The organism is Bradyrhizobium sp. C-145, from assembly GCF_023375135.1.
In the GTDB taxonomy this organism is placed as follows: domain Bacteria; phylum Pseudomonadota; class Alphaproteobacteria; order Rhizobiales; family Xanthobacteraceae; genus Bradyrhizobium; species Bradyrhizobium zhanjiangense.
Genome location: NZ_CP088150.1, coordinates 5014896 through 5039451, shown reverse-complemented (window position 1 = coordinate 5039451; position 24556 = coordinate 5014896). Strand labels below are relative to the sequence as shown.

Genomic DNA, 24556 nt, shown 5'->3' with positions numbered 1-24556 from the left:
ATGATCGCCTGGATTGTCGACTTCTCAGTTCGTCGGCGCTGGCTCGTGGTGCTGGTGACGCTGGTTGCCGCCGGCGCCGGCTTCTGGTCGATGACGAAACTGCCGATCGATGCCGTCCCCGACGTCACGAACGTGCAGGTCCAGGTCAACGCGACCGCCCCGGCCTTGACGCCAACTGAAATCGAAAAGCAGGTAACAGTCGCGCTCGAGACGGCGCTGGCGGGCACGCCAGGCCTGGAATCGACGCGATCCTTCTCGCGCAACGGCTTTGCGCAGATCACTGCCGTATTCGCCGATCGCACCGATATCTACTTCGCGCGTCAGCAGGTTTCCGAACGGCTGAACGAAGCGAAAAGCAATCTTCCTCCCGCTGTCGACGTTCGCATGGGGCCGATCTCCACCGGCCTTGGTGAGATCTACTGGTGGGCGGTCGAGTATGCCAAGCCGGGCGAGATGGGACCAATCGAGGACGGCAAGCCCGGGTGGCAGAGCGATGGCAGCTATCTCACGCCCGAAGGCGAGCGGTTGACGGATGACTTTCAGCGTACCGTCTATCTCCGTACGGTGCAGGACTGGATCATCCGCCCGCAAATGAAGACAGTGCCCGGCGTGGCCGGAGCGGATGCGATCGGCGGGTTCGTTAAACAGTTTCAGGCGCACCCCGATCCGCTCAGGCTGAACGCCTATGGGCTATCGTTCGGCCAGGTGATTGCCGCGATCGAGGCCAACAATGTTAGCCGCGGCGCCAACTTCATCGAGCAGAACGGCGAGGGCGTCGTGGTCCGCGCCAGCGGCCGGGTCGAGAATCTCGAGGACATCAGGCAGATTGTCGTGACGACGCGGGGAGGAACTCCCGTGCGCATCCAGGACCTCGCCGATGTCGAGATCGGGCGCGAGCTGCGGACCGGCAGTGCCAGCGTCGATGGGCAAGAAGTCGTGCTCGGAACAGCGCTTATGCTGATCGGCGGCAATAGCCGCACGGTGGCAGCCGCTGCCGACGCCAAGATCAAGCAGATTAGCCGCACGCTGCCGCCGGGCATCAAGGCGCGGACCGTGCTTAATCGCACGCAGTTGGTTGACGCCACCATTCGGACTGTTGCAACCAACCTCGCCGAAGGTGCTCTGCTGGTGATCGCAGTGCTCTTCCTGATGCTCGGCAATTTCCGTGCGGCGCTGATTACCGCTGGCGTCATCCCAGTCACGATGCTGTTGACGGTAACAGGCATGTTGGGGACCAAGCTCAGCGCGAACCTGATGAGCCTTGGCGCGCTCGACTTCGGCCTGATCGTCGATGGTGCCGTCATCATCACGGAGAACAGCCTGCGCCATCTGGCAGAACGCCAGCGCGAGCTCGGCCGGACCCTTAGGCCTGCCGAGCGCCTCAACACCGTGACGGTATCGGCAATCGAGATGATCAGACCCACGGTCTACGGCCAGCTCATCATCATCCTGGTCTATGTGCCGCTACTGACCTTCACTGGCGTCGAAGGCAAGACGTTCGAGCCGATGGCGTTGACTGTGATGATCGCGCTTGTTGCGGCCTTCGTTCTGTCACTGACCTTCGTGCCTGCGGCGATTGCGATCGCGATGACCAAGCCGGTGCGCGAACAGGAAAACGCAATTGTCCATTGGCTTAAGCAAATCTATGCGCCAGTCCTGGCGAAGGCAGTGGTGTCGCCGCGGCCGATCATGGCCACGGCGGTGGTTCTCTTCGTCGGTGCGGTGATCCTCTTTGGTCGACTTGGTCAAGAGTTCACGCCGACGCTCGACGAAAAGAACATCGTCATGGAGGTCAAGCGCGTGCCCAGCACGGCGCTGTCGCAGGCTCAAGCGATGCAGCTCCTGATCGAGCGGACGATCAGCAAATTTCCGCAGGTCTCCTTCGTGTTCTCGCGCACAGGAACGCCCGATCTCGCCGCGGATCCGATGCCCCCGAGCGCCTCCGACACCTACATCATCGTCAAGCCGCAGAGCGAATGGCCGGATCCGTCGCTGTCGAAGGACGAGCTGATACGGCAGATCGAGGCAGAAGCGACCAAGTTGCCGGGCAACAAGGTCGGCTTCTCCCAACCCATCGAAATGCGGTTCAACGAGCTGATCGCGGGCGTCCGGGAAGATCTTGCCGTCAAGGTGTTCGGCGACGATTTCAGCGAAATGCAGCGAACCGCGCAGGAGATCGCCAATGTGCTGCGTCGCATCGAGGGTGCCGAAAGTGTCAAGGTCGAGGAAACGACTGGCCTTCCATTCCTTGAAATCCGCATCGACAAGGCCGAAATCGCCCGCCGCGGCCTTAACCTCGCAACCATCCAGGACTTGATCGAGACGGCCATTGGAGGCCGAGTGGCCGGGCTTGTCTTCGAAGGCGACCGCCGCTTCCAGATTGTGGTTCGGCTCGACGACAAGCTGCGTTCCGACATTACCGCTCTGGAGGCGCTTCCAGTGCCGTTACCGCACGCCGATCCGAATACGCCGGCCCCTTCCGTTCCGCTGCGCACACTGGCATCCTTCGAGCAGACCGAGGGGCCCAACCAGATCAGCCGCGAAAACGGTAAGCGCCGGGTGGTGACGACGGCCGAGGTTCGCGGCCGGGACATCGGTTCGCTCGTCGCCGAAGCACAGGCCAAGGTCGCAGAACAGGTCAAGCTTCCCCCTGGGACTTATCTGGCCTGGGGAGGACAGTTCGAGAACTTCTCCGTCGCGCGGCAGCGGCTGATGGTCGTGGTGCCCGGCTGCTTCCTTCTCATCTTCCTGTTGCTGTTCGGCGCCTTGGGTTCCGCGCGCGATGCGCTTCTGGTCTTCAGCGCCGTGCCGCTCGCTCTGACCGGCGGTATTGTCACGCTATGGCTCCGTGGCATGCCGTTCTCGATCTCGGCTGCGGTTGGCTTCATCGCGTTGTCGGGTGTCGCCGTCCTGAACGGGCTCGTGATGTTGAGCCAGATCCGCAAACTGGTCGAGGACGGCGCCGAACTTCGGTCCGCGATCGAAGAGGGGGCGTTGATACGCTTCCGACCGGTGATCATGACTGCTTTGGTCGCTTCGCTCGGCTTCGTCCCCATGGCGCTCGCCACGGGAACGGGTGCCGAGGTGCAGCGGCCGCTGGCCACCGTGGTGATCGGTGGATTGCTCACGGCGACGCTGCTGACCCTCGTCGTCTTACCAGCTCTCTATGCCTATTTCGCGCGACGGCCATTGCGGTTGAAGAGATCCGATCAGTTCCTCTCGCGACGCGCAGCCGAATAGACCAGAGGGCCTATCGTGCTTTCAGTCCTTGCCAACCGGACCTATCGCCACCTGTTTGCCGCTCAGGTGATCGCCCTGATTGGCGCGGGTTTGATGATCGTCGCGCTCGGCTTCCTGGCGTTCAAGATCGCCGGTGATAAGGCGGGCGCCGTGCTCGGCACCGCACTTGCAATCAAGATCATATGTGTCGGCATCGCGCCAACCGCCGGTAGCCTGGCAAGCCATCTGCCGCGCCGGCCGTTCCTGATCGCGATGGAACTTGCGCGCGCGCTGAAATCAGGCTGTGAGAGCGAAACGTGATTGGCCGCATGTTGCCGCTACAGAGAGCTGTGAGCGGGAACCCGATCAAGCTGAAGTGAACAAACCGGCAAGTTGGCGAGCCCCGCTTCCGCTGGTTCCTAATTGACAAGCAATTCCGCTTTGGCAAGGTCGCCGCTATGGGGGCGGCGATCTCCCCATGAGGCGACATGCCCAAGCATCGCGTCCGGATTTCTGAGAAGGACGCTGCATGTCAACCGTCAACGACGGGTTTTCGCCAGACCGTTCAGCGCCTTTGCTGGGCGTGAGAAACCTGACCAAGCGCTATGGAAGCGATGGCACCGCGATCGACGGTGTGACGTTCTCTGCTGTCGCGGGCGAAATCCTCGGCATCATCGGTCCAAATGGCGCCGGCAAGACGACGTTGCTGGAAGCCGTTGCCGGACTTCTACCGGTGAATTCAGGCGACGTCTTTTGGCGCGGAGAGCCGCTGCACGTGGGCCGTCGACGCGACGTCCTGTTCTACCTGCCTGATGGCGTCCGTCCGTACCAGGACCAATCGGCCCTGCAGGTCGTGTGGTTTGTCGGCAGCGTCTTTCGACGGTCAGAAGCAGACATCAAGTCGACCATCGAAGCGCTCGGGTTACAGCCGGTGCTTCGAAAGCGCGTCCACGCTCTGTCAAAGGGCTATGCCCGACGGCTGATGTTGACCATCGGACTGCTCGCGCCGCATGACCTGTTACTGATGGACGAACCATTTGACGGATTTGACCTGCGGCAAACGCGCCACGTGATGGGTCTATTGCGTGACCAGACGGCGCGCGGACGCACGCTGATCCTCTCCATCCATCAATTGCCGGACGCGGAACGGGTCTGTGACCGTTTCATCCTACTCTCGGCAGGGCAGGTGCGCGGATCTGGAGGACTTGCTCAATTGCGTGCGCAGACTGGACTGCCGAACGGCTCACTGGAGGATATCTTCCTTGCACTCACGTGAGGCATACCTGCGGCCGACCGCACCGATCGTTCCGCTGCTCGCAAAGGAACTCCGCGAGGTCACGGCCGGGCGGGCACTTTGGACCATGTTGCTGCTGGTCTGTCCGCTCGTCGGATACTCTTTCGTCCAGGCAGTCTCGCTCTACAGCGAGTCAAGCGCCGCGGCACTCCAGTCACCAGTCCTGGCGAGGAGCCTGTCTCCCCTCGATGGAATCCTCGTTCCGACATTCGGCTCATTCTATGTGGCTGTGACGTTGCTGTTCCCTTTCGTGGCGATCCGCGTGCTGGGCCAGGAGAAGGAAAGTGGCGCTTTGCGCCTGCTGGTCCAATTGCCGTACCGACCCTCGACGCTGATCGCCGCAAAATTCTGCGCCGTACTGGCAGCCTGGTTCATGGTTAGCATTCCTGCGCTTTCCGCGCTGGCCGTGTGGGCTATGTTGGGTGGCCATCTGGCTGCGCTCGAGACGCTGAATCTTATATTGGGTCATTTGCTCTACGGTCTTCTGGCCGGCGCCATTGGGCTGCTCGCCGCGGTTATCGCCGACAATTCGGCTACTGCAGCCATCATCGCGCTCGCCGTCACGATAGGATCATGGGTGTTGGATTTCACGCTCGCGGGCCGCTCTGGTCTGTCGGCCTGGCTTTTGCAATTGTCGCTAACCCAAACGCTGCGTCCCTTTGAGCAGGGGCTTCTTTCGGCCGGCCTCGTGCTAGGCATAGCGGCCGTCATTGGCGGGCTCGCTGCGCTGACAGTTGTCTGGCTCCCTCCCGGTACATCGGTGCGGACGAAAGTCATCCGCTCTGTGTCTTGTGTGCTTGTGATTGCCGTTGCGCTCACCGTCGCGGCGCAGATCAGGGCATCCGGGGATCTCAGCGAAGATCGTCGCAACTCCTTTTCGTCTGCAGATGAACGTTTGCTCGCATCGCTTCGGCGGCCCTTGGTCATCAAGGTCAATCTCGCTGCCGAGGACCCCCGCTATATCGATCTTCGACGCAACGTTCTCGCGAAGCTCGAGCGCGCCATGTCTGACGTCACCGTTGTTCTCGCAAGCGAGCGGTCGAGCGTTGCCAATCCATCAGACGCCTATGGCCAAATCGAATATGTCTACGGTGATCTAACCGACGTAAGCCGTTCCACCAGTCCGCGGGAGATACTGCCGCTACTATATGCGCTCGCGGGCACGCAGCCGCCGGCGCCTAGCCTCGGCGAAGAGTACCCCGGTTATCCCCTGGTCGTCAGCGCAGACGCGGTGCTGCTGTGGTTCTTCGGCGGATTGCCGCTCCTGATCGTGCTCGCGTGGCGATGGATTCGCCGGCTCCCTCCAGACAAAGGCTCTCTCGTTCATCAAGGAGTTAAGCCATGAGATCCTGCAAGAAACTCGGAATGATCATCCTCGCGGCAATCGGCTTTGCGGTGCCGGCATTGCCCTGTTTAGCCGCGGAGCCAATCAAGATTGACCTCTCGAATGAAACCGTCGGTGGGGAACCAAAGTCGCTGGTGCCAGTGGTGGGCTTCTGGAGGATCGAGCAGGACGGCGGCAAGAAGGTGCTCACTGTCGATGGTCGGCAGTGGAAGGAGGGGCAATCTTCGGCAGGTATCGCCGACAAGGCACGGGCTCTCTACGGTGAACGCTACGCTGAGTTTCTCGATCGCGTGCAGGCCTACGCCTACTATCCCTACGCGGTCGCGCCAAAAATCGAAAATTTCAGCGATGGCGAGATTTCGGTGCGCTTTGAAGGGTTGTCGGGTCGTATCGATCAGGGCGCCGGCATCCTATTCAATCTCAAGCCAAACGGGGACTACCTGACAGTCCGCGCGAACTGTCTGGAGAATAACATCGTGCTGTGGAAGTTCGAGAACGGCAAGCGCTCTTCCGTCAAATGGGTACGCAATACGCCGACCGCGACACGGCAGTGGCATGACCTCAAGGTCCGCGTCAAAGGCACGAAGGTGGAAGGCTATCTCGATGGCAAGCTCTATCTGGAGCACACGCTGACCCAACCGGTCTCGGGCCGGATCGGGCTCTGGTCGAAGGCCGATAGCCACATGTATTTCGCGGACTACACAGTAGCTGCCGGCGGCAACTGAAAGGATGACAACGGGGAGATTCGTCAGAAAAGGAGATGGATGAACAGGAAATGGATTCTGGCAGGCAGCGGCGCGCTGTTCGGGGCAGGCTGGTTTCGCGTGCGACCCCTCCGCGCGACGTTGAGGCGTTGCGTCCGCAGCTACCCTGCGAGCGATTCCGCTGCTTCGAAATGAATGTTTATCGGCATTGACAAGTTGTCGCAGCCGGCTCTATTTCTTGGGTATGGGGAAGCGATCTCCCCATGAGGCGACATGCCCAAGAATCGCGTCCGATTTCACCAAGGGCGCATCATGTCTGCCGTTATCCCAATCACATCCAACAAATTCCCAGATCTTACTAGCGCGCTGCCGCCGGTTGGCACTCTGTGCGCCCGGATGCCACCCAGGCCATGCGTCGGGAGGTTGCCATGACCTATGTCGTGAAGCGGTTGTCCTGCGACCCGAGCCGCATCCGTGGGATGTCGGAGCGGATGATTATCAGCCACTACGAGAACAACTATGGCGGCGCGGTCAAACGGCTGAATCTGATCGACGAAAAGCTTGCTGAACTCGACTACGCGAGCGCGCCGGGCTTCCTGATCAATGGGTTGAAGCGCGAGCAGCTTATCGCGACCAACTCGATGATCCTGCATGAAGTGTTCTTTGATGGTCTTGGCGATGAGAGCGAACCGGGCGCAAATCTGAAGGAAGACCTTGCTCGCGACTTCGGTTCGTATGACCGGTGGCGGGCCGAATTCATTGCCATGGGCAAGGCACTTGGCGGTGGCTCCGGGTGGGTGCTGCTGACTTGGTCACCCCGCGACCGCAAGCTCGTGAATCAGTGGGCGTCGGATCACTGCCACACGCTGGCCGGTGGCACGCCGATACTCGCGCTCGATATGTACGAACACTCGTACCACATCGACTACGGCGCCAAGGCCGCGAACTACGTGGACGTGTTCATGGCGGCGATTAATTGGCCGGCCGTGCAACGTGCTTTTGACGGGATACAGAAATGAGGCACGGCCTACGATGCGTTCGGTGGATTCTCTGTTCGGCCGCGCTGGCTTTCATAGCTGACGCTCGCGCCGAAGATCAGTTCAAGATGCTGGACGGAAAGCAAATCCGCGCTCGCGTTGTTGGTCAGGACATCACGGATGGGGCCCATTGGTCCATGCATCTCCGGCCGGATGGCGCTCTCGTCGGTTCAGAATCGGGAAGTTCTTGGACCGGGACCTGGAAAATTCGAGATGACAAGCTGTGCACGACGATGCCAAGCAGCCCATCGCTCTTGTGCAATGAAGTCTGGATGTCAGGGGCGTACATCAGGATGCGCGTCAACAAGGATGAGGAGACATTCGACGCAAGGGTTATGGCGCACCAAGCCAAGCAATGAACAGTGCGGACTCGCGATGCTCTGAAGCTGGCAAAGGGCCTTCGAGCTGCCTTAGACATGACGGCCAGCACCAAGAAGTCGCAGAACTGATCGATCCCATCGGCCAGACGGTTGGCCCACGTGATCGTGCCCTCAGGAAAGGAAGATCGAATGCGAAATGTGCCTCTTATACTGTCTATATTGGCTGGTCTCTTTGCGCTGAACGCGACGGCGCAGGCTCAAACATCCTGCAAGGTATGCGCGGAGCAGCAAAAGGCGTGCATGAAGAACTACGCCGGACCGGCCTGCAAAACCGAGTACCAAATGTGCCTTAAGGCCTGCAAGAAGTGAACGAGGCTTAAGTTGCGCAGCTTACATACAAGGAGCTTCATCGCGGTACTTGCCGGCATTGGGAGCCTCGTTGCTCTAGATGCCGGATTTGTTGCCGCGGAAAATCTCAAGAAATTATCTGGCGCGCAAATACGAGCAAAATTGTCGGGCAAGGAAGTGACCGACGAGGTCCATTATCGTGATGTCTACGAACACGACGGGACCCTCCGAAGCTATTCGATGGGCAGCAAGAAGCGCGGCAAGTGGACCATTCAAGGGGATGACCTTTGCATCGATCTTCCGGAACCCGACGGCGGCTGTTTCGAGGTGACCGCGGCGGGAAAGAACGTCGTCCTGACGCCGAAAGGACTTGGCTCGCCGTCGGACGGGATAGTCCAGGCGATCTCCGATCCGAAGTAGTGGTCACCAATAGCCGATTTCTTCGAAGGATTTGAAATAACAACAACCACTATCCCCGAGCGTGGCCGTATGGCGAAGCTTACACTCTACTTCCTGCGTCTCGGCTTTCTTGGCTTCGGCGGTCCGGTTGCGCTCGGCATCGTGGAAATGCCAACGTGCAGGGGGGCATCGTATCTCTCGCGGTGCTCTTCCGCTGGAAGGTAAGCAATCCCGCGCTGATTGCGGCAACTGCAGTCGTTGGGCTTATCGCCCATCCGCTGCTGCAACCTGCGTGGTTGATGGTGAAATAGCAGTTTCTGCAAAGGGCAAGGGGGCACCTCGATCAATGTAAGGCAAAGTGGAACTAACAGGCAGCCATGTCTTTACACTCTGAGACAATCTGACCGACAGGTGCGAATCGAATGGCAAGCGCAAAGGATTGAAGCGGTAGGCAGCCGCCCGGACAAACACAACCTCTCGCATTGAGCCGTGAGTGCGCTCGGATGGCGAAGAATGGACAACAACAGAGCTTAAGACGGGAGCTCGGGCCGATAACGGCAACCCTCTTCACCGCCGGCATGATGGTTGGCATCGGTATCTTTGCCACGATCGGTGCTGCCACGGCAGCCGCAGGGAGCGGCATCCCGATTGCCATACTCCTCGGTGGCAGCGTTGCCCTTGCCACCGGTATCAGCGCCACACAATTGGGTGTGAACAATCCGACTGAAGGGGGCGCTTTCACATGGGCGCGCGATGTCCACCAGCCTACGCTTGGCTTCATCGCAGGCTGCGGGTATCTCGGGAAGAACCTCATCTCGATGAGTGTGATCGCGCTTGCCTTCGCCACCTACCTGGGGTGGTGGCCATCACCATTCTGAACCTGTTTGGAATCCAGCTGACGTCGCGGGTGCTGATCAGCCTTCTGCTCTTTGGTCATCGCTGTGCTCTCGATCTACTGAGCGTTCTCGCTCCACGCGATCGAGCAGGGCCATTTTGTGCCAGTCTTAGGTGCTAATGGGCTTATGGGCGTCGCAAGTGGCGCGGCTATCTTTTTTTGGACCTGGGATGGGTTTATGCGGATGGCCATCATGGCCGGGGAGGTCAAGGAACCGCGTCGCACCATTCCTGTCGCCATCATTGGAGGTGTAACAATCGCGGCGATCATGTTTATCGGTGCGGCAGCAGTCACTCTCGGCGTTCTTGGAGCAGACGAGGTCGGAGCACAGGATACTCCCTTGCTCGCTGCCGCGCTGAAGGCGATCGGCCCGTGGGGCAAATGGGTCATCCTGGCCGGCGCGATCGTCGCTGCGCTTGCGGAGATCCTGGGCGATATGCTGAGTGCTTCGCGTGTCGTTCTGCCGATGGCAGAGGCCCACGAGCTCCCGAGCTGGCTGGGAAAAATTCACCAGCGTTCACGGACGCCTCGTCGTGCAGTCATCGGCCTTGGCCTGCTCAGTGCAAGCGCCGCTCTCATCTTTGATCTTCGGCCACTCATCGAAGTTGGTGGCTCCTTTATGCTCGTGTGGTATTTCATCACGCACTATGCTGCGCTGAATCTGCCGATCCGGAAGCGCCACTACCCGGCGATCTTCTCGTGGTACGGCATCGTGGGCTGCATCGGATTGACCATAGCGATGCCTCACGCTGCAGTCCTCGCTGCGGTAGGGACCCTGACCATATTAACGTTGGCCCGTCTGGCGCTTCATCGTCTGCACCCGCAACGGCGATCTGCCTGATCGTCGTCGGCTGAGACGCAAGGGCTTCTGGCGTCATGTGCTCGGATAGGGCCACCTGTCGCGATGGCAGAAGCGAGCCTTCCACAGCTTACGCCAGTTGGCGCACGGCTCGCGCGGCCGTCGTGTATCTGATCAATGGACCCTCTTCAGGATCATCATCATCGAAATGGATGGTTGCGCCAGCCGGGGTTCTGCGTAGCTTCCCATAATCCTTCACGGACGCCGTCTCGACCACTTGTAAACGGGAGTCCTCTGCGAACGCGGTCAGAGCGGCGAGTTCGGCAGTGCTCGCGCCGCCCGAGCGCCAGGACGCCTCGAACACTCCAGATCGCCATTTTCCGGTTCCATCAATGCCTTGTCCAACATCATAATTTCGGCGTGAGGCCAGGAAGCCCCGATATCTGGCGGCGTTCCGATCGTATATTCGAGCTTGATCTACAGCCAGCCTTGCCTCCATCTCCATGGGAAGACTGTCGAGCGCCGACCAGTCGCCGCGAACGCAAATGATGTGCGAGCCGCCATAGACCCGAAGTCCATAATTATTGGTAACCGACCGTTGCGTGCCGTGATAGGCGATCGACCGGTCGCCGATCATCGTGCAACCGACGCTTCGGGTTACGACTTGACGCAGGTTGACCTCGAGCGACAGGCCGTGAGATGCCAGCTTATCTGTCGGGAATTTCTCCAGGTAAGCTTCCAGTTCATCAATGTTCGTGATGACCGTCTGTCCATGACCTCCGTCGCCCAGCGGCTCCTTCACGCGAACCGGCCCTAGCGCCAATAGCCGCTTGACCGCCAGCCTTGCACCGCCGACGTCAAATGCGGTGTAGCCCGGCAGAACCGCATCACGGACACCGTCTCCGAAGGCAAATGACCAGCCGCGCGGCCGGGCCGCGTGCTTTGCGACAAGGGGATGCGTGATGGCCTTCGTCTTGACGAAGGAATATGGCACCACGGCGCCGTAGAGCTGATGCGGAGATTGAATTCCGAGATCTCGCGCCTCGTCGAGCATGAGCGTGTCGCTGGGAACGAAGAAAAGACCAGCGGCCACATGCGTCTTCGGGCCGTATTCGCCTACAAATCGACAGCCTTTAAGGCGCGCGATGCTCTCAGCCACCACGGAAAGCGTGACCTTCTCGTGGGTGTACATCGGCGCGCCCAGACGAGGGAAGAGGCAGGCGACCGCGCGGATTCCGTGCTGTTCGCGCGCAATCTCACGAACCGCGGATGGCCGCGTTTGGCGCGATCGATGCTGAAGCAGATGAGGGAATGTGGGTCGGTCCATGCGCAACCACCTCGACAACCGAGCATTGGCCAGTGCTTGGACGGAACCGTCTGATGGGGAGACTGCACATCCCCATTCAGATAACGTAGATCGCTGCAAGATGTGCCAAGGGTAAAAGGTAATATGCTCACTGTCAGCGCGCTGAAGCGCTTGCATATCGTGGTCTCGTTCGAACTCGCGGATGGAGAATGTATTGCGCTGCAGGGCCCGTCGGGCGTCGGCAAGAGTTTGCTGCTCCGCGCCATTGCCGATCTCGATCCGAATGAGGGCTCCGTCGAACTGGACGGGGTGTCGCGGGAAACGATGTCGGCCCCTGTTTGGCGCAGGCAGGTGACCTATGTAGCTGCCGAACCTGGCTGGTGGGCTGACACGGTGCAGGAGCACTTTACCGACTGGGATCTGGCCACTCCGTTGGTGGAGCAGTTGGGGCTGCCAGCGAGTTGCGGAACCTGGCCGATCCGGAGACTTTCTACCGGCGAAAAGCAGCGCCTTGGCCTCGTACGGGCTCTGTTGCTGCATTCGCGGGTGCTTCTGTTGGACGAGCCCACGTCGGCGCTTGACGCGGCATCGACCGCATCCGTGGAAGCCCTGGTTGCCGCGCGTGTCTCGGCCGGAACAAGCGTCCTATGGAGCACTCACAACAGTGGCCAGGCTCGTCGCGTCGGATCTCGTCTGTTCATGATGGCGAGCGGCGGCCACCTCGAGGAGCACTCGCTTTGAGTTACATCCAGCTGGCTTACAGCGACCTCATATTGCCTGCGCTCCTTGTTGTCATGAATGGCGCGCTCTCGCTCGCGCTGCACCTGAAGCTTGAACGACAGCTTGCCCTTGCGAGCATGCGAATGGTGATCCAGCTCGTACTCGTTGGATATGTGCTGACGTTTCTGTTTGCCGCGGTCTCTCCGTTCTGGACGGCACTCGCCGCCTTCATCATGGTCTTGTTCGCATCGCGAGAAATCGTCGCCCGTCAGAAGCGACGGCTGGAGGGTCTTTGGACCTACGGCTTGGGGGCAGGCTGCACCTTGCTCGCCGCCGGTACCGTCACGACGTTTTCGCTGCTCTCGCAGCTCCGTCCCGAGCCCTGGTATCATCCGCGCTACGCTCTGCCGCTGTTGGGAATGATCCTGGGCAACACCATGACTGGGGTCAGCCTGGGCTTGGATGTGCTCGTCAATGGCGTGGTGCGCGAACGAGCTGCGGTGGAATCCTGCCTCGCCTTGGGAGGTACCCGCAATCAGGCGCTCCTCCCGGTGATCCGCGATGCACTGCGAAGCGGCTTCATGCCGACCATCAACGGCATGGCTGCAATTGGCCTGGTCTCTCTACCAGGGATGATGACCGGCCAGATCCTCGCGGGCGTCGAGCCCGTCGATGCCGTCAAATACCAGCTACTGATCATGTTTCTGATTGCAGGCGGAACGGGTTTGGGCACGCTTGCGGCAGTCATCGGCGGCGGACGTTTGCTAACTGATCATCGACACCGATTGCGCCTGGATCGGATCGCCAGCGAAAAATTGCCGTAAGTCATCGCAAATCAATGAGATGGCGTAACACGTTCGGGATGGATTGCTCACATTCGAACAGATCGATGATGTCGTCGGCGGGGACTCGGCGGGTCTCCAGCCGAGCATGAAAATGATCCAGGGCCTGACAATCAAAGCCCCAGTGGCCGAGCGCGCTCGGTGCGTTCGACAAGACTTCATGAGCGCGCTCGCGAGCACTTTCGGCATGAAGGCCAAAGCGGGCAACCTGTCCCATGTCGTAGATTCGCGTTTGCTCCGTCGCCCGTCCCAGCAAGCTCTCATCAAGAATCAGTGCAAGCCACAGCAGAAAATACCCGTGATAGTCGATGCGATATGGAGTCATTTCGAGTGGCTTGAGCTCGAGGCGCAGGTTTTCCTTTGGATGAATAGAAATAGCCGGTGCAATGGTGCTGCGGTGATAGGTGCGCACAGATTTTCCGACCTTACCGCGCATCCGCCAAAGGTCACCGCGATCTAACGGCGAGGCAACGGTGAGGGCGGTGAGGGCAGGGGCGTAATAATTCACCTTGCCATGTAGCTCGTGCAGGTCCAATCGTTCCGCCACGTCGGAGGGCACGCTGACATTGATATCCGGCCCGTACGTGGTCATTGCCTCCATGGCCCACTGCCAATGATCGTATCGCCGCTTGTTCTGCGGCCCTTCAAAATGGTCCTCAATCGGATGGAAGGAGAGGATTGCCGCACGGTATCCATGCTCGGACAGTGACCGCTGCATCCGGCCGTGAAGCGTAACGAATGCGTCGATGCACTCTTCGATTGAATTGCACACCGGAGTACGAATCTCGAGCCCCTTCGGCAACAATGCCGTGGGCACCAAATTCGGCCCGGGAAGCTGATAGCCCTCGACAACGAATGGCATTCTCTTGCGGTGAAGGGGGATGAGATCAAGTCCATTTTGATCAAAGTCTCGGACTTCGATTGTCTCCAGAATTGCATTGAGTTCTTCAAACCGAAGTTCGGGATGCCATAGCGGGCGGCATGATGCATCCACCAGAAGGAACTCCGTTTCCAAGCCAAAGTGAAAACCTGAACGGTGGCGGGTCATTTGCTCTTGGCTCTGAAGCCATCACAAACCATCGATGCCGGAGCCACTCCTGCGGAGACTGCTGTTCGATAACGGTCGTTACAGGCCGGCCTTCCGCATGCCGCGATCAACTCGTTGTGAAGGGTGAGGGCCCTTTCGGAGTGCACGCACCTGCATGCGGGAATTTTCGGCACTACCCCGGTCATTCGATTAGGCCTTCGGAATTACATGACCTGGATTACGAGGACGAGGAACCGCCATCGGAACGGCGCATTGGAGTTTTGGCAGAGTGGGAGAGTTACGATGGGAGCAAGTTCAATGTGGTGCTCTCGTTTCCGCCTGGCTGCGCTAATTGCAGCCGTTGCGGTGGTCGGCCTCGTCGCGGCGACCTTTGACGTAAGGGGTGCCACGGATGTCTTGTTGGCCCAAGCGCAGCAAGTCTTCCAGCCACTGCCCAAGGATATGGCGACACCGGAGTTCCCGATCACGCCCGAGCGTGTTGAACTCGGTCGCACGTTGTTTTTTGATCCCCGCGTCTCGGTGGACGGCACCACGAGCTGCGCTCGCTGTCATCAGCCTTCCCTTTACGGAACGGATGGCTTGGCTAAACCGCACGGCGCACACGACAAGATCAATCCACGCAACGCGCCGACCATTCTCAATGCCGCCCTGCAGCTCAATGCACATTGGCGCGGCGACAGGAAGAACGTCGAGGATCAAGCGACACAGGCGTTGGTCGGCCCGACAAGCTTTGGCAACCTCGACTATGCGTCCGCAATGAACAGAATTAAGGGTATTCCCGGTTATCTGGGGATGTTCGAAAGGGCATTTCCGGGAGAAACAGATTCTGTAACGCCGGACAATTGGGGCAAGGCAATCGGCAGCTACGAGCGCGCGCTGGTCACGCCGTCTCGCTTCGACCAATATCTTTCTGGGGATGCTCGGGCCCTTTCAGCTACAGAACAGCGCGGCTTGAGAACCTTCCTCGAGACCGGCTGTACAGCCTGCCACAATGGCCCTGGTGTCGGAGGAGGCAGCTTCCAGAAATTCGGAGCTGTCGAAGATTACTGGAATGAGACGAAGAGCGCCGAGATCGACAAGGGCCGCTTCGATGTGACCCATGACGAAGCCGACATGTACGTCTTCAAAGTGCCTGTTCTGCGCAACGTGGCCGTGACGCCGCCTTACTTCCACGACGGATCGGTCAACGCGCTACCTGAAGCGGTGCGGATTATGGCGAAGGTACAGTTGGGCAAGGATCTTGCGGAGCAAGATGTCGCGGACATCGTAGCTTTCCTGGGAAGTCTAACCGGAGAGTTGCCGGATCATTTTCGCAACGCCCCAGTGCTGCCCCCCAACGCCTTCGAAGCTGCAGGGGATCAAGCAACTGGGGAGGGCCGGTGAACGTCAGCCAGACCGCGGACCAACGGTGGATTGAGCAGGTAACTGGCGGAGCTCTCACCAGCTGACGTCGCCGTCTCACGATCACTTCTCTTCAAACTGGAACCCGGCGAGAACCAGGGTGCGCCCATGATGTTTCATGCGACGCGGTCTTACGCCCGGGAGTAGGGCGCTATCGTGGGAGGCGTTGCCGTGGACCCCCAGATGAAAGCCGGCAAAGCTGCGGCCTGATCGTGACCGCAACGCCGGCCCGCGGTCTTTCGGTGCGAGCCTCAATGCTGCTTGCGATAGTCCGATCTTTCCATTCACTGGCGCGAGGGCTGCTTAGCAGGCGGGCCGCTCTTATTGCCCGGCAGTCCCTTAATGTTCGACGGGTCCTGCATTCGAACCGTCGGGTTCTCCTGGTTCGTCGTCGAGCTAGAACCAACGGTCTCTCCAGGCTTGACGGCAGGACCGCTCTTGTTTCCCGGTTGACCCGGTATTCCTGCGCCGGAGCTCTGTGCGCTCGGAGCACCGGAGACGTCGGGTTTGGTCGTTTGCGCCAACACCGCTGAAGACAGAACCGTCAGCAGAAGGGCGACGGCACTTATAAGCAACTTCATGGCGCTTACCTCCTTACGAAAGGATTGTGTCAGTGCGAACGTGCGCCTGCTCAGTGCGTTCCGACCCCGGGTGAATTTAAAGAGCCGCGCATCCGCGAGTGGCGCCAGCGCCTCGGCTCGGCAGAATGGGAGTATTGTCCTAATCGAACTGACAGTGCACTGCACTGATATTGTTGTAAGTTCCTTCGAGCTTCAGCTTCGGAACTGACGTTTGGAGGAGATTATCGCGCCTGTATCCTAGGGGCGGACGGCCACATTCAGCTTCGCGTCGAACTCCATTGCGCCGACGAAAAACGGCAAGTGAACGAGCCAAGCAGCTCGCTGATGATCATGACGTCGAGCTTTGGGAAGGCGCACGCCTGATCCGCACGCGCATCCAACGAATGCACATTGGCGTCATCCGGGCGGCCGCCTGGCGTCCCGTCCGTCCGGATGCGATAGGGCGCGGCGCCCGTTGTCCGGTCGGGCGGGCCACGCCCTATCCAGATTCGCCCTTCACCTAGTCGTGAGTTGGGTCCGCAGTCTGCGCGGGTCTACATCAAGGGTGGGTTGATCGAGACGGTCTCTCGCACCACGAGCGCTACAGGAGCAGGCCGACAGTGCCAGTGCCCGACGGGGCCAGCGCCGACAGTGCCGGCGTCCTTGCGGCCAGAGAAAGCGAGCATCAACCTCCGCGCCCCACGCGGCGCAAGCGCTTGCGTCCGCGACTCGGGCGCGGTTGGTTGATAGGCCATTTTCGTCTGATGATCCTGTAACCCTTCGCGAGCCTCTTGCGCGGTGGTGCGACGCGATGGCGCTTGAGCCGCGTGCACCATGCCAATGTGAGCTTATCATGAGCGAAAGCATCTCATCGGTATTGCTCGATGCGCACCGCGCAAGAAGGCAAGGTCTCAATGCCATCGCGCAGCGACAACGCGCTCGGCTTGGCGAGGCCGTCGCCTTCGCTCGCGCCAACTCGCCCTATTATCGCGAGCTCTATCAGGGTCTACCGGAGCGGATTGAGAGTTCGTCCGTGCTGCCGGTGGCTCTTAAGCAAGAGCTGATGCGTCATTTTGACGACTGGGTCACCGATCGCGAGGTTAGTTTCGCGGCAGTGCGAGCGTTCGTCGATAACCCTGAGCTGATCGGGCAACGCCTCCTTGGCAAATATTCAGTGGCAACCACCTCGGGCACCACCGGGACACCTGGAATATTCCTGTTGGACGAGCACAATTGGACGGTCACACTCGCTTTTTCGCTGCGCATGATGATCGGCGCGCTTAGCGCCAGCGAGATATTTCGTCTCCTCGTCTGCGGCGGCCGCGCGGCGTCGGTGCTTGCGATGGGGGGCCATTACATCGGCGCAACCAGCTTTGCTGCAATCCACACAAAATCGTCGGCCCGACGATTCCGGGCGCTCCCGGCACAGGCGCCGTTGCGGAATCTGGTCGCCGAACTCAATCGGTTCTGCCCGGCTCTGCTCATCGGATACGCCAGCGTCATGGCACTCTTGGCCGCCGAGCAGGATGCCGGTCGCCTACATATTCGGCCGGTGCTGGTTCTTCCGACTTCGGAAGGGCTTTCGCCGGACGGATACGACCGGATCGCAAGGGCATTCCACGCCAAGGTCCGGACTATTTACGTCGCGACGGAATGCCTGTTCATGGCGATCGGCTGTGAACACGGTTGGCATCACGTCAACAGCGATTGGGCGATCCTCGAACCCGTCGATGCGAGCTATCGGCCGGTGCCGCCCGGTGAGGAGTCGCATACGGTCCTCGTGAGCAACCTCGCCAATCGCGTGCAGCCGATCCTCCGCTACGATCTCGGCGACCGCATCCTGCAACGACCTGATCCCTGTCCTTGCGGCAACCCGCTTCCGGCGATCCGCGTGCGGGGCCGCGCTGCCGACATCCTCACGTTTCCAACCGAATGCGGCGAGAAAGTCGCAGTGCCATCGCTCGCGCTTGAGATAGATCATGTACCTGGCGTGGAGTTGCTTCAGATCGTGCAGACTGCGCCAACACAATTGCGCGTTCGGCTCCATCCCGCAGCCGACGCTGACCCAAACCGGGTTTGGCGGGCGGTGCATTCCGAATTGACCAAGCTATTGAACGAGCATGGGCTTGGTCAGGTGTCTGTTGAGTTGGCCCCCGAACCACCAGTCGCATCTTCCGCCGGAAAATACCGCACCGTCATCCCACTGGTTCTGAGCGCTTGAAAATCGTGAGAGCTTCGGGCGGATCGCGCTGCTGTTGTCCTACACCCGCATGTTTGCATTGAACGCGAAGCAACGAGCTGCCCGCTGTAGGTGAACGGTTGGCGATGGCCTTGTCAGGGCAGGCCGGCGTGAACCGGGAATTACGGCGCGCGGCACCCGGCTTGAAAAGCACCTATAGGCCCCGAACTCCACCTAATCTTTTGCCCATCTCGGCAAGACAGCTTCGCGCGTTCAAGCAAACGAGCTCGCCGCCAATGGCGCCGACTTCAAGCCGCATCTTGATTTCGGTTCGGGCCGTAGTCTTCCGGTTTTGACACAAATTAACCTGGTGTGGTGAAAGCTAGATACACTTCTCTTGGTTGCGAAGACGAGTCTGCGATTGCGATGAAGCTGACTTCGGCTGGCAGCAATGCTGCCGGAATGCTCAGTGCCTCACACGCAGACTTCATGACAATGCTGGGCGGGCCGCGTCGATTGGCCTGCCTTTGCTGAGGCAGGCGCAGCGACCAAAGCCCATTGGAGATCCAGTCGTGGTCCGCTTGCATGTCGAACGCTTCATTCGTAGCCGAACTGTCCGACGATCCCTGGCGCTCGGCATCATCGCTCTGAGCGGATGGGCCCTGTTGCCGTATGTGACCTACAGAATCGCTCCGTCCGCCTTCGTCAACGCCGAGCTCATGCGCGTGACTGCACCGATCGCGGGTCAGCTCGCGCCTGATCTTCCACGCAAAGGTGAATATTTCCAGCGCAACCGGGTGGTGTCGCTGGTCGAGGCGCGTTCGCCGGATCGCCGGCACCTCATGGACCTCGATCAGCAGCTTGCCGTGTCCAGCAAGCGCGCAGAGCTCGCACGTCGGCAACTTGAGGAAATCGCCGAGCTCGATCGCAAGCTCCGCGAGCGCAGCGAGGACTATCGTTTGGGAGCGGTCGCACGCCTGAGCCACGAGATCGGAGAAACGGAGGCCGAACGAGGCGGCTGTCTCGCCGAGGCGCGGCAGCGGAACGATGTCGCGGGCCGGATGGAGAAGCTCGTCAAGCTCGGCATCAGTTCACAGATCCGTTCTTCCGAAGCCCAGGCTTCCCAGGAGGCAACCGCAACGCGGTGCCAGATGGCCGATGAACGCCTGCAGCGGTTCAAGACGGAGTTGGCGGCGGCTGAGAAGGGCATTTATCTTCGTGGCGATGCCAATGACGTGCCCTATTCTCAGCAACAGCGCGAGCGACTTGTTCTCCGTCGCCAGGAGCTCGAGACGGACCTGTTGCAAAACAGCTCACGTTCCGCGCAGCTGGCCGCGGAAATCACAGAGGAGCGCGCTCGACTTGATCGCCTTCAACACTACGATCTATCGTTGCCTGCAGCCCATGTGGTCTGGTCGGTCGCGGCCAGCCCGGGCTCGATGGTCACGGAAGGACAATCGGTCTTTGATTTTGCAGATTGCGAACGCCGATTCATCGTCGTTGAACTGCCCGAGCGCGATTTCGAGAAGATCAAGCCTGGAGATGCGGCGACTGTCCGCCTGATCGGGAGTCGCGAGTGGAAGACCGGCCAGATCCGGCAAGTTCGCGGCTCGGCGGCGTACGCCGATGATCGACTGCTCGCGGCTCGGGTGCCGCGACCTGATCCGGGCAACATTACTGTTGAGATCTCGTTACCGCCTAACGAGACGGCCGCCGACCACAACGGCTCCTGCGACATCGGACGGTTGGCCGAAGTGCGCTTCGAGCGCAGCTCCGACGGCCTGCTTCGATTGGTCAGCTCGAAGCTGAAATGGCTGACCGCTCGGCTGGACCTCGACCAGTCGTCCCTGTGAGCGAGAAATTCCGTGCAGGTCATGACTCTGTCTTTCGCTCAGCTGTTCGCGCCGATGTTGGGCGTCTTTGCGGCGATGTACCTGTTGGCGCCGACCTTTGCAGTCACGCGCCTTTGGGCGCGTATCGCGATTTTTGTCGCGGTTTGGCTTGTCGTTGCCCGCTATCTCGAATGGCGCATCTTCACCACAGTGCTGCCGGCAAGCGGGACCTGGTATCAGGTCGGCTGGATCTGGCTCTGTCTCTTCGTTGAGCTCCTGACCTTCACGGATCAGTTCATTCTCTATCTGACCTTCCTTCGCAGGACCGATCGCCGCAGCGAGGCAGATCAGCATGAACGTCGGCTTCGCGGTCTGCCGGATGATGAGCTTGCCTCGGTCGACGTCTTCATTCCAACCTATGACGAGCCGTTCGAGGTGCTGGAAAAGACGATCACGGGCGCATTATGTCTGGACTATCCAAACTTCCAGGTCTGGGTCCTGGATGATGGTCGCAGGCCCTGGCTGAAGGAACTCTGCGAGCGCAAGGGTGCCGGGTATCTCACCCGTTCCGACAATGTGAATGCGAAAGCAGGCAATATCAATCATGCGCTGACGATGACGCATGGCGAGTTCTTCGCGATCTTTGACGCGGACTTCGTGCCGCAGCGCAATTTCCTGATGCGCGCAATGGGCTTCTTCGCCGATCCAAAGATCGGAATCGTTCAGATCCCGCACGCCTTCTACAATGAGGACCCGATGCAGGCGAATCTCGGCCTGCACAGGGGACTGCCGGACGAACAACGGTTCTTCTTCGATAGCATCATGCCTGCGCGCGACGGCTGGGATGGTGCGTTTTGTTGTGGATCCAACTCCGTCACGCGTCGTGCAGCACTCCGCGCGGTAGGCGATTCCTTGCCGACCCAGTCCATTACCGAAGACATCCTGCTGACGCTGGTGCTGCTGCGCAAAGGATACGTCACCCGCTATCTTTGCGAACCGCTGGCAATTGGATTGGCACCGGAAAGCCTTGGCGCCTTTTTCGTGCAACGACAACGCTGGGCGCGTGGCGCGATCCAGACCCTGTATCTCGCCGCCGGCCCGCTCGGCCCCGGACTGAGCTTGATGCATCGGCTCCTCTTCTTTCCGACGCATTGGCTCTCATTGGGCTTGCGGGCGCTCATGGTCGTGGTGGTTCCGATCGTTTTCATGTGGACCGGCCTCGCGCCTGTGGTCGACGTCACCCCTGAGTCGGTCTTCTATTACTTGTTCCCCGCGATCCTGGCGCTCAACGGTGGTATCTCCTGGTTCGCGCCGCACGCGCATTTTCCACTGGCTGCCCAGGTGTCGGCGACCATCCAGAGCTTCAAGATTCTACCGACGGTGCTCGGGACTCTCGTCAAGCCGAAGGGACATGCGTTCAGGGTGACGCCCAAGGGAGCCGCCGCGCGGTGCACAAGCTATGCCACGGAGATATTCTGGCCGTCGGCGGCCCTGATGGCGTTGACGGTTGTCGGCCTCGTTCTGAACACCATCCCGGAATGGCGGATCATCGATCATCCGGCCGCTTTACCGATGGTCGCCTTCTGGTCGGTCGTGAACATCGTCGTGCTGTTCTTCGTCTGCATGACCTCGCTACAGGCGCGGATGGGGCGTTCCGAGGAACGCTTCGATGTCGACGAATCAGTCTTGATCCATACTGAGACCGGTGAGCTGCTTTCCGGGCGCATGAGCAACATCTCTCTTTCCGGCGCCGGCGTCCTGCTCGATTCCGGCATCGACTGTCCTGGTAGCGGAGAACCGCTACGCGTACACATCATGCAGGTCGGCTGGGTCGACGCGATGATCGTGCAACAAAGGGGTCAGCTCGTCGGGGTGCAGTTCAAATTGCCGCAGTCGCTCGAACGAGACCTGTTGATCCGCAAGCTCTTTACCGTCGCCCGCTTGAAGGAGAACAGTGTTATCGCATGGTCGGTGAACAGAACGATGCTCAAGAGCATCTGGTCAATGGCCGCGCCGTTGCCTCAGCTTGAGACAAGTGGCGCGAAACCCGCGGCGCCTTCGCCGGCTGAGCGTCTGCCGGCCGAGAGCCTGGTCATCCGGCCTCAACCGCGGTTCGGCGATTTGGCACATCTCGCCGGAGCTCGAAGCCTGCATCCGACGAGTTTCACCAGAACCTTTCCTTAGCCGGGTCGGCGGCTCGGTACTCCAAGCCATCGGCTGAGCTGATGATGTTGATCCCTGTGCTCATCGACCTCCGCGAGCTGTCGATCGCACAAACCGGCTCCCGATGCAGTCAGCCGACTTCCATGTTCTGCCACAAACCTCAACCGGAAATGGTCAAGCCTGTCATAACCCCGAATCGTCCTGGGGTGTCAGGGTAGAGGGAACGTCTCTTGTCCGATCATCGCAGCGATTTTCGCCAAGGGCGTCTGACGTTCTGGGCATCCATATTTGTGGCGGTCGCCTGCGTGGCGATCATCGCAGTCAGCGGCTGGCGGGAGTGGTCGTCGCGACAGGCGACGTTGAAGAGCTCCGAGACCGACATGGCCAATCTGGCCCGATCGCTGACGCAGCACGCGGACGACACCTTCGAGCTCACCGACACCGTTCTGAACGTGCTGGTCGGCCAGCTCGAACTGGAAGGAACTGGCCCTGCGGCAATTGCCAAGATTCAGACCTTTCTTTCCCGGCGCAAGGCCGCGAATCGAATCCGGGCGGTGTTCATCTATGACGAGACCGGACGCTGGCTCGCTACCAGCGAGCCCGTGGAGTTCGCCGGCCTCAACAACAGCGACCGCGACTATTTCCAGCATCATCGTGCCGTGGCTGACCGGGGAACCTTCATTGGACATCCGGTGAGGAGTCGATCAGGCGGGCAATGGATCATCACAGCGTCAAGACGTTTCAATCATCCTGACGGCAGTTTTGCCGGCGTCGCCCTCACCACAATCAACGTTGATTACTTCCTGCAGTTTTATAGCGGGTTCGACGTTGGCCAGAATGGTTCAGTTGCGCTGGCGGCCGCAGACGGCATTGTCCTCGCACGTAGCCCGGACAACGGATACACAGGCCGCGATCTGTCTGGCGCCCCGCTTTTTAGGAATCTCCGCGAGCGGCCGGTTGCGGGCGCCTACTACTTCACGTCGCCTCTCGACGGGGTTCGGCGTCTGAGCTTTTATCAACGGAGCAGTCGCTATCCTGTTCTCGTGGTTGCCACCGAATCGGAAGACGATGTCTTGGCCCCCTGGCGCAGAGCCGCTCTGGGGCGCATGGCTGCAGTCCTGGGACTGGCAGGAGGGCTGGCGGTTGCGGGGCTCTTGCTGGTGCATCAGCTGCACCAGCGGCAAAAGATGGCCGCAGCTCTGGTCGCCAAGGAGGCGGATTTTCGCCTCCTCGCAGAGCAGTCGGGCGATATGGTGATGCGCATCGCGATCGATAGGCAGATCCTCTATGCGTCGCCGTCCAGCGCCCAGATTCTTGGCTGGGCTCCGAACGAGTTGGTGAATACGTCAGCTCTCGCCGGGATAAATCCCGCGGACCTGGCACGGGTCGAGCAAACCATCTCCGCGTTGATGGACGGCGAAGCCGAAGAGGCGAGAATTGCATATCGCACCCGTCATCGCGAAAAGATCGAGGTCTGGATCGAAACTGCGCTGCGCGTCACCAGGAGCGCGCAGAGCGGAGACATCAACGGCGTGGTGGCGATCTCGCGCGACATGACCGAACGTAAGGATCTCGAGGATAAGCTGTCGGCTCTCGCGATTTCGGATGGCCTGACGTCACTGGCAAACCGCAGGCACTTCGACGAGCGGCTGGCGGCGGAATGGGATCGCGCCAGGCGCGAAGGAGCGCCTTTATCGCTGTTGCTGATCGACGTCGATCATTTCAAGAGCTTCAACGATCAGTACGGGCATCAGGCCGGCGACGCGTGTCTTCGCTCAATCGCCAGGGTTCTGGCCGAGCAGGCCAGACGCCCGGCAGACGTGGCGGCCCGGTACGGTGGCGAGGAATTCGCCTTGCTGTTACCGAATACTGATGCAGGAGGGTGCAAGCAGGTCGGCGAGCAAATTCGGCAAGCGATCCAGGAACTCGGCATCCTGCACGCGTTCAACCCACCGTCCAAGCAGGTCACTGTGAGCATTGGCGGCGCAACGCACGTGGCGCTGACCGACAAAGCGGATTGCGCGTCATTGATAGCGGCTGCGGACAAGGCGCTCTATGTCGCCAAGGAGAGCGGACGCAACGGCCTTGTGATGTCAGGGCAAATCATCGCGTGGCCCGGCTCGATACGGGCTTGAAAGGGGGCAG

At 60.2% G+C, this 24556-nt stretch carries 19 protein-coding genes and 1 pseudogene; 16 read left to right on the top strand and 4 right to left on the bottom strand.

Translation table 11 applies throughout. The features are described 5' to 3' along the window. The 6 genes and pseudogenes from LRP30_RS23575 (at nt 1) to LRP30_RS23550 (ending at nt 7581) form a co-directional block, all read left to right on the top strand. The gene (locus LRP30_RS23575) at nt 1–3240 is read left to right on the top strand and encodes a CusA/CzcA family heavy metal efflux RND transporter (RefSeq protein WP_249756456.1); all 3240 of its coding nucleotides are present in this window, start codon (nt 1–3) and stop codon (nt 3238–3240) included. Between the two features lie 15 nt (nt 3241–3255). Then, nucleotides 3256–3510: pseudogene (locus tag LRP30_RS23570) on the top strand (MFS transporter); the annotation flags it as partial. A gap of 238 nt (nt 3511–3748) precedes the next feature. Beyond that, nucleotides 3749–4495: an ABC transporter ATP-binding protein gene (locus LRP30_RS23565; RefSeq protein ID WP_164939116.1), complete on the top strand. Its 747-nt coding sequence runs from the start codon at nt 3749–3751 to the stop codon at nt 4493–4495. A gap of 85 nt (nt 4496–4580) precedes the next feature. Beyond that, nucleotides 4581–5858 (top strand): ABC transporter permease subunit, encoded by a 1278-nt coding sequence (locus tag LRP30_RS23560; RefSeq protein WP_249756455.1) that lies wholly within the window; start codon nt 4581–4583, stop codon nt 5856–5858. Then, on the top strand, nt 5855–6583 hold the full coding sequence (locus LRP30_RS23555; protein ID WP_249756454.1) for a hypothetical protein: 729 nt from the start codon (nt 5855–5857) through the stop codon (nt 6581–6583). The genes LRP30_RS23560 and LRP30_RS23555 overlap by 4 nt, the downstream gene beginning before the upstream one ends. Before the next feature lie 407 nt (nt 6584–6990). Further along, nucleotides 6991–7581, top strand: coding sequence for a Fe-Mn family superoxide dismutase (locus tag LRP30_RS23550; protein ID WP_249756453.1), 591 nt, complete (start codon nt 6991–6993; stop codon nt 7579–7581). A gap of 8 nt (nt 7582–7589) precedes the next feature. On the opposite strand, the gene LRP30_RS23545 is transcribed toward LRP30_RS23550, so the two are convergent. Beyond that, on the bottom strand, nt 7590–7730 hold the full coding sequence (locus LRP30_RS23545) for a hypothetical protein (RefSeq protein ID WP_249756452.1): 141 nt from the start codon (nt 7728–7730) through the stop codon (nt 7590–7592). Nucleotides 7731–8300: 570 nt separating this feature from the next. Here LRP30_RS23545 and LRP30_RS23540 point away from each other — a divergent pair. The 3 genes from LRP30_RS23540 to LRP30_RS23530 all read left to right on the top strand — a co-directional run bounded on the left by LRP30_RS23540 (nt 8301) and on the right by LRP30_RS23530 (nt 10402). Continuing rightward, nucleotides 8301–8687, top strand: coding sequence for a hypothetical protein (locus LRP30_RS23540; protein ID WP_128941270.1), 387 nt, complete (start codon nt 8301–8303; stop codon nt 8685–8687). 482 nt (nt 8688–9169) lie between these two features. Further along, nucleotides 9170–9544 (top strand): amino acid permease, encoded by a 375-nt coding sequence (locus tag LRP30_RS23535; RefSeq protein ID WP_249756451.1) that lies wholly within the window; start codon nt 9170–9172, stop codon nt 9542–9544. 144 nt (nt 9545–9688) lie between these two features. Then, nucleotides 9689–10402 (top strand): amino acid permease, encoded by a 714-nt coding sequence (locus LRP30_RS23530; RefSeq protein WP_249756450.1) that lies wholly within the window; start codon nt 9689–9691, stop codon nt 10400–10402. An 88-nt stretch (nt 10403–10490) separates the two neighbouring features. Here the strand turns inward: LRP30_RS23530 and LRP30_RS23525 are convergent, their stop codons facing one another. Further along, the gene (locus LRP30_RS23525; RefSeq protein WP_249756449.1) at nt 10491–11687 is read right to left on the bottom strand and encodes a DUF3182 family protein; all 1197 of its coding nucleotides are present in this window, start codon (nt 11685–11687) and stop codon (nt 10491–10493) included. Nucleotides 11688–11810: 123 nt separating this feature from the next. On the opposite strand from LRP30_RS23525, the gene LRP30_RS23520 reads away from it, so the two are divergent. Together LRP30_RS23520 and fetB are read left to right on the top strand one after the other, a co-directional pair. Then, nucleotides 11811–12407: an ATP-binding cassette domain-containing protein gene (locus tag LRP30_RS23520; RefSeq protein ID WP_249756448.1), complete on the top strand. Its 597-nt coding sequence runs from the start codon at nt 11811–11813 to the stop codon at nt 12405–12407. Continuing rightward, on the top strand, nt 12404–13210 hold the full coding sequence (gene fetB, locus LRP30_RS23515) for an iron export ABC transporter permease subunit FetB (RefSeq protein ID WP_249756447.1): 807 nt from the start codon (nt 12404–12406) through the stop codon (nt 13208–13210). Before LRP30_RS23520 ends, fetB begins: the two co-directional genes overlap by 4 nt. 1 nt (nt 13211) lies before the next feature. On the opposite strand, the gene LRP30_RS23510 is transcribed toward fetB, so the two are convergent. Beyond that, nucleotides 13212–14276, bottom strand: coding sequence for a glutamate-cysteine ligase family protein (locus LRP30_RS23510; protein ID WP_249756446.1), 1065 nt, complete (start codon nt 14274–14276; stop codon nt 13212–13214). Between the two features lie 282 nt (nt 14277–14558). Here LRP30_RS23510 and LRP30_RS23505 point away from each other — a divergent pair, with 282 nt between their 5' ends. Beyond that, nucleotides 14559–15659, top strand: coding sequence for a cytochrome c peroxidase (locus LRP30_RS23505; protein ID WP_249756445.1), 1101 nt, complete (start codon nt 14559–14561; stop codon nt 15657–15659). Nucleotides 15660–15961: 302 nt separating this feature from the next. Here the strand turns inward: LRP30_RS23505 and LRP30_RS23500 are convergent, their stop codons facing one another. Further along, nucleotides 15962–16258 (bottom strand): hypothetical protein, encoded by a 297-nt coding sequence (locus tag LRP30_RS23500; RefSeq protein ID WP_128943328.1) that lies wholly within the window; start codon nt 16256–16258, stop codon nt 15962–15964. Nucleotides 16259–17090: 832 nt separating this feature from the next. Here LRP30_RS23500 and LRP30_RS23495 point away from each other — a divergent pair. The 4 genes from LRP30_RS23495 (at nt 17091) to LRP30_RS23480 (ending at nt 24546) form a co-directional block, all read left to right on the top strand. Further along, the gene (locus LRP30_RS23495) at nt 17091–18458 is read left to right on the top strand and encodes a phenylacetate--CoA ligase family protein (RefSeq protein ID WP_249756444.1); all 1368 of its coding nucleotides are present in this window, start codon (nt 17091–17093) and stop codon (nt 18456–18458) included. Nucleotides 18459–18988: 530 nt separating this feature from the next. After that, the gene (locus LRP30_RS23490) at nt 18989–20269 is read left to right on the top strand and encodes an HlyD family secretion protein (RefSeq protein WP_244551175.1); all 1281 of its coding nucleotides are present in this window, start codon (nt 18989–18991) and stop codon (nt 20267–20269) included. Between the two features lie 21 nt (nt 20270–20290). Further along, nucleotides 20291–22432, top strand: coding sequence for a glycosyltransferase (locus tag LRP30_RS23485; RefSeq protein ID WP_249761819.1), 2142 nt, complete (start codon nt 20291–20293; stop codon nt 22430–22432). 209 nt (nt 22433–22641) lie between these two features. Then, on the top strand, nt 22642–24546 hold the full coding sequence (locus tag LRP30_RS23480) for a diguanylate cyclase (protein ID WP_249756443.1): 1905 nt from the start codon (nt 22642–22644) through the stop codon (nt 24544–24546). The last annotated feature ends 10 nt before the right edge of the window (nt 24547–24556 follow it).

Excerpts from the sequence above, each read along its gene's own strand:
- LRP30_RS23575 (WP_249756456.1), top strand. The coding sequence starts at position 1 with ATGATCGCCTGGATTGTCGACTTCTCAGTTCGTCGGCGCTGGCTCGTG.
- LRP30_RS23565 (WP_164939116.1), top strand. The coding sequence starts at position 3,749 with ATGTCAACCGTCAACGACGGGTTTTCGCCAGACCGTTCAGCGCCTTTG.
- LRP30_RS23560 (WP_249756455.1), top strand. The coding sequence starts at position 4,581 with ATGTTGCTGCTGGTCTGTCCGCTCGTCGGATACTCTTTCGTCCAGGCA.
- LRP30_RS23555 (WP_249756454.1), top strand. The coding sequence starts at position 5,855 with ATGAGATCCTGCAAGAAACTCGGAATGATCATCCTCGCGGCAATCGGC.
- LRP30_RS23550 (WP_249756453.1), top strand. The coding sequence starts at position 6,991 with ATGACCTATGTCGTGAAGCGGTTGTCCTGCGACCCGAGCCGCATCCGT.
- LRP30_RS23545 (WP_249756452.1), bottom strand. The coding sequence starts at position 7,730 with ATGGGCCCCATCCGTGATGTCCTGACCAACAACGCGAGCGCGGATTTG.
- LRP30_RS23535 (WP_249756451.1), top strand. The coding sequence starts at position 9,170 with ATGGCGAAGAATGGACAACAACAGAGCTTAAGACGGGAGCTCGGGCCG.
- LRP30_RS23530 (WP_249756450.1), top strand. The coding sequence starts at position 9,689 with ATGGGCGTCGCAAGTGGCGCGGCTATCTTTTTTTGGACCTGGGATGGG.
- LRP30_RS23525 (WP_249756449.1), bottom strand. The coding sequence starts at position 11,687 with ATGGACCGACCCACATTCCCTCATCTGCTTCAGCATCGATCGCGCCAA.
- LRP30_RS23520 (WP_249756448.1), top strand. The coding sequence starts at position 11,811 with ATGCTCACTGTCAGCGCGCTGAAGCGCTTGCATATCGTGGTCTCGTTC.
- LRP30_RS23510 (WP_249756446.1), bottom strand. The coding sequence starts at position 14,276 with ATGACCCGCCACCGTTCAGGTTTTCACTTTGGCTTGGAAACGGAGTTC.
- LRP30_RS23505 (WP_249756445.1), top strand. The coding sequence starts at position 14,559 with ATGGGAGCAAGTTCAATGTGGTGCTCTCGTTTCCGCCTGGCTGCGCTA.
- LRP30_RS23500 (WP_128943328.1), bottom strand. The coding sequence starts at position 16,258 with ATGAAGTTGCTTATAAGTGCCGTCGCCCTTCTGCTGACGGTTCTGTCT.
- LRP30_RS23495 (WP_249756444.1), top strand. The coding sequence starts at position 17,091 with ATGAGCGAAAGCATCTCATCGGTATTGCTCGATGCGCACCGCGCAAGA.
- LRP30_RS23485 (WP_249761819.1), top strand. The coding sequence starts at position 20,291 with ATGACTCTGTCTTTCGCTCAGCTGTTCGCGCCGATGTTGGGCGTCTTT.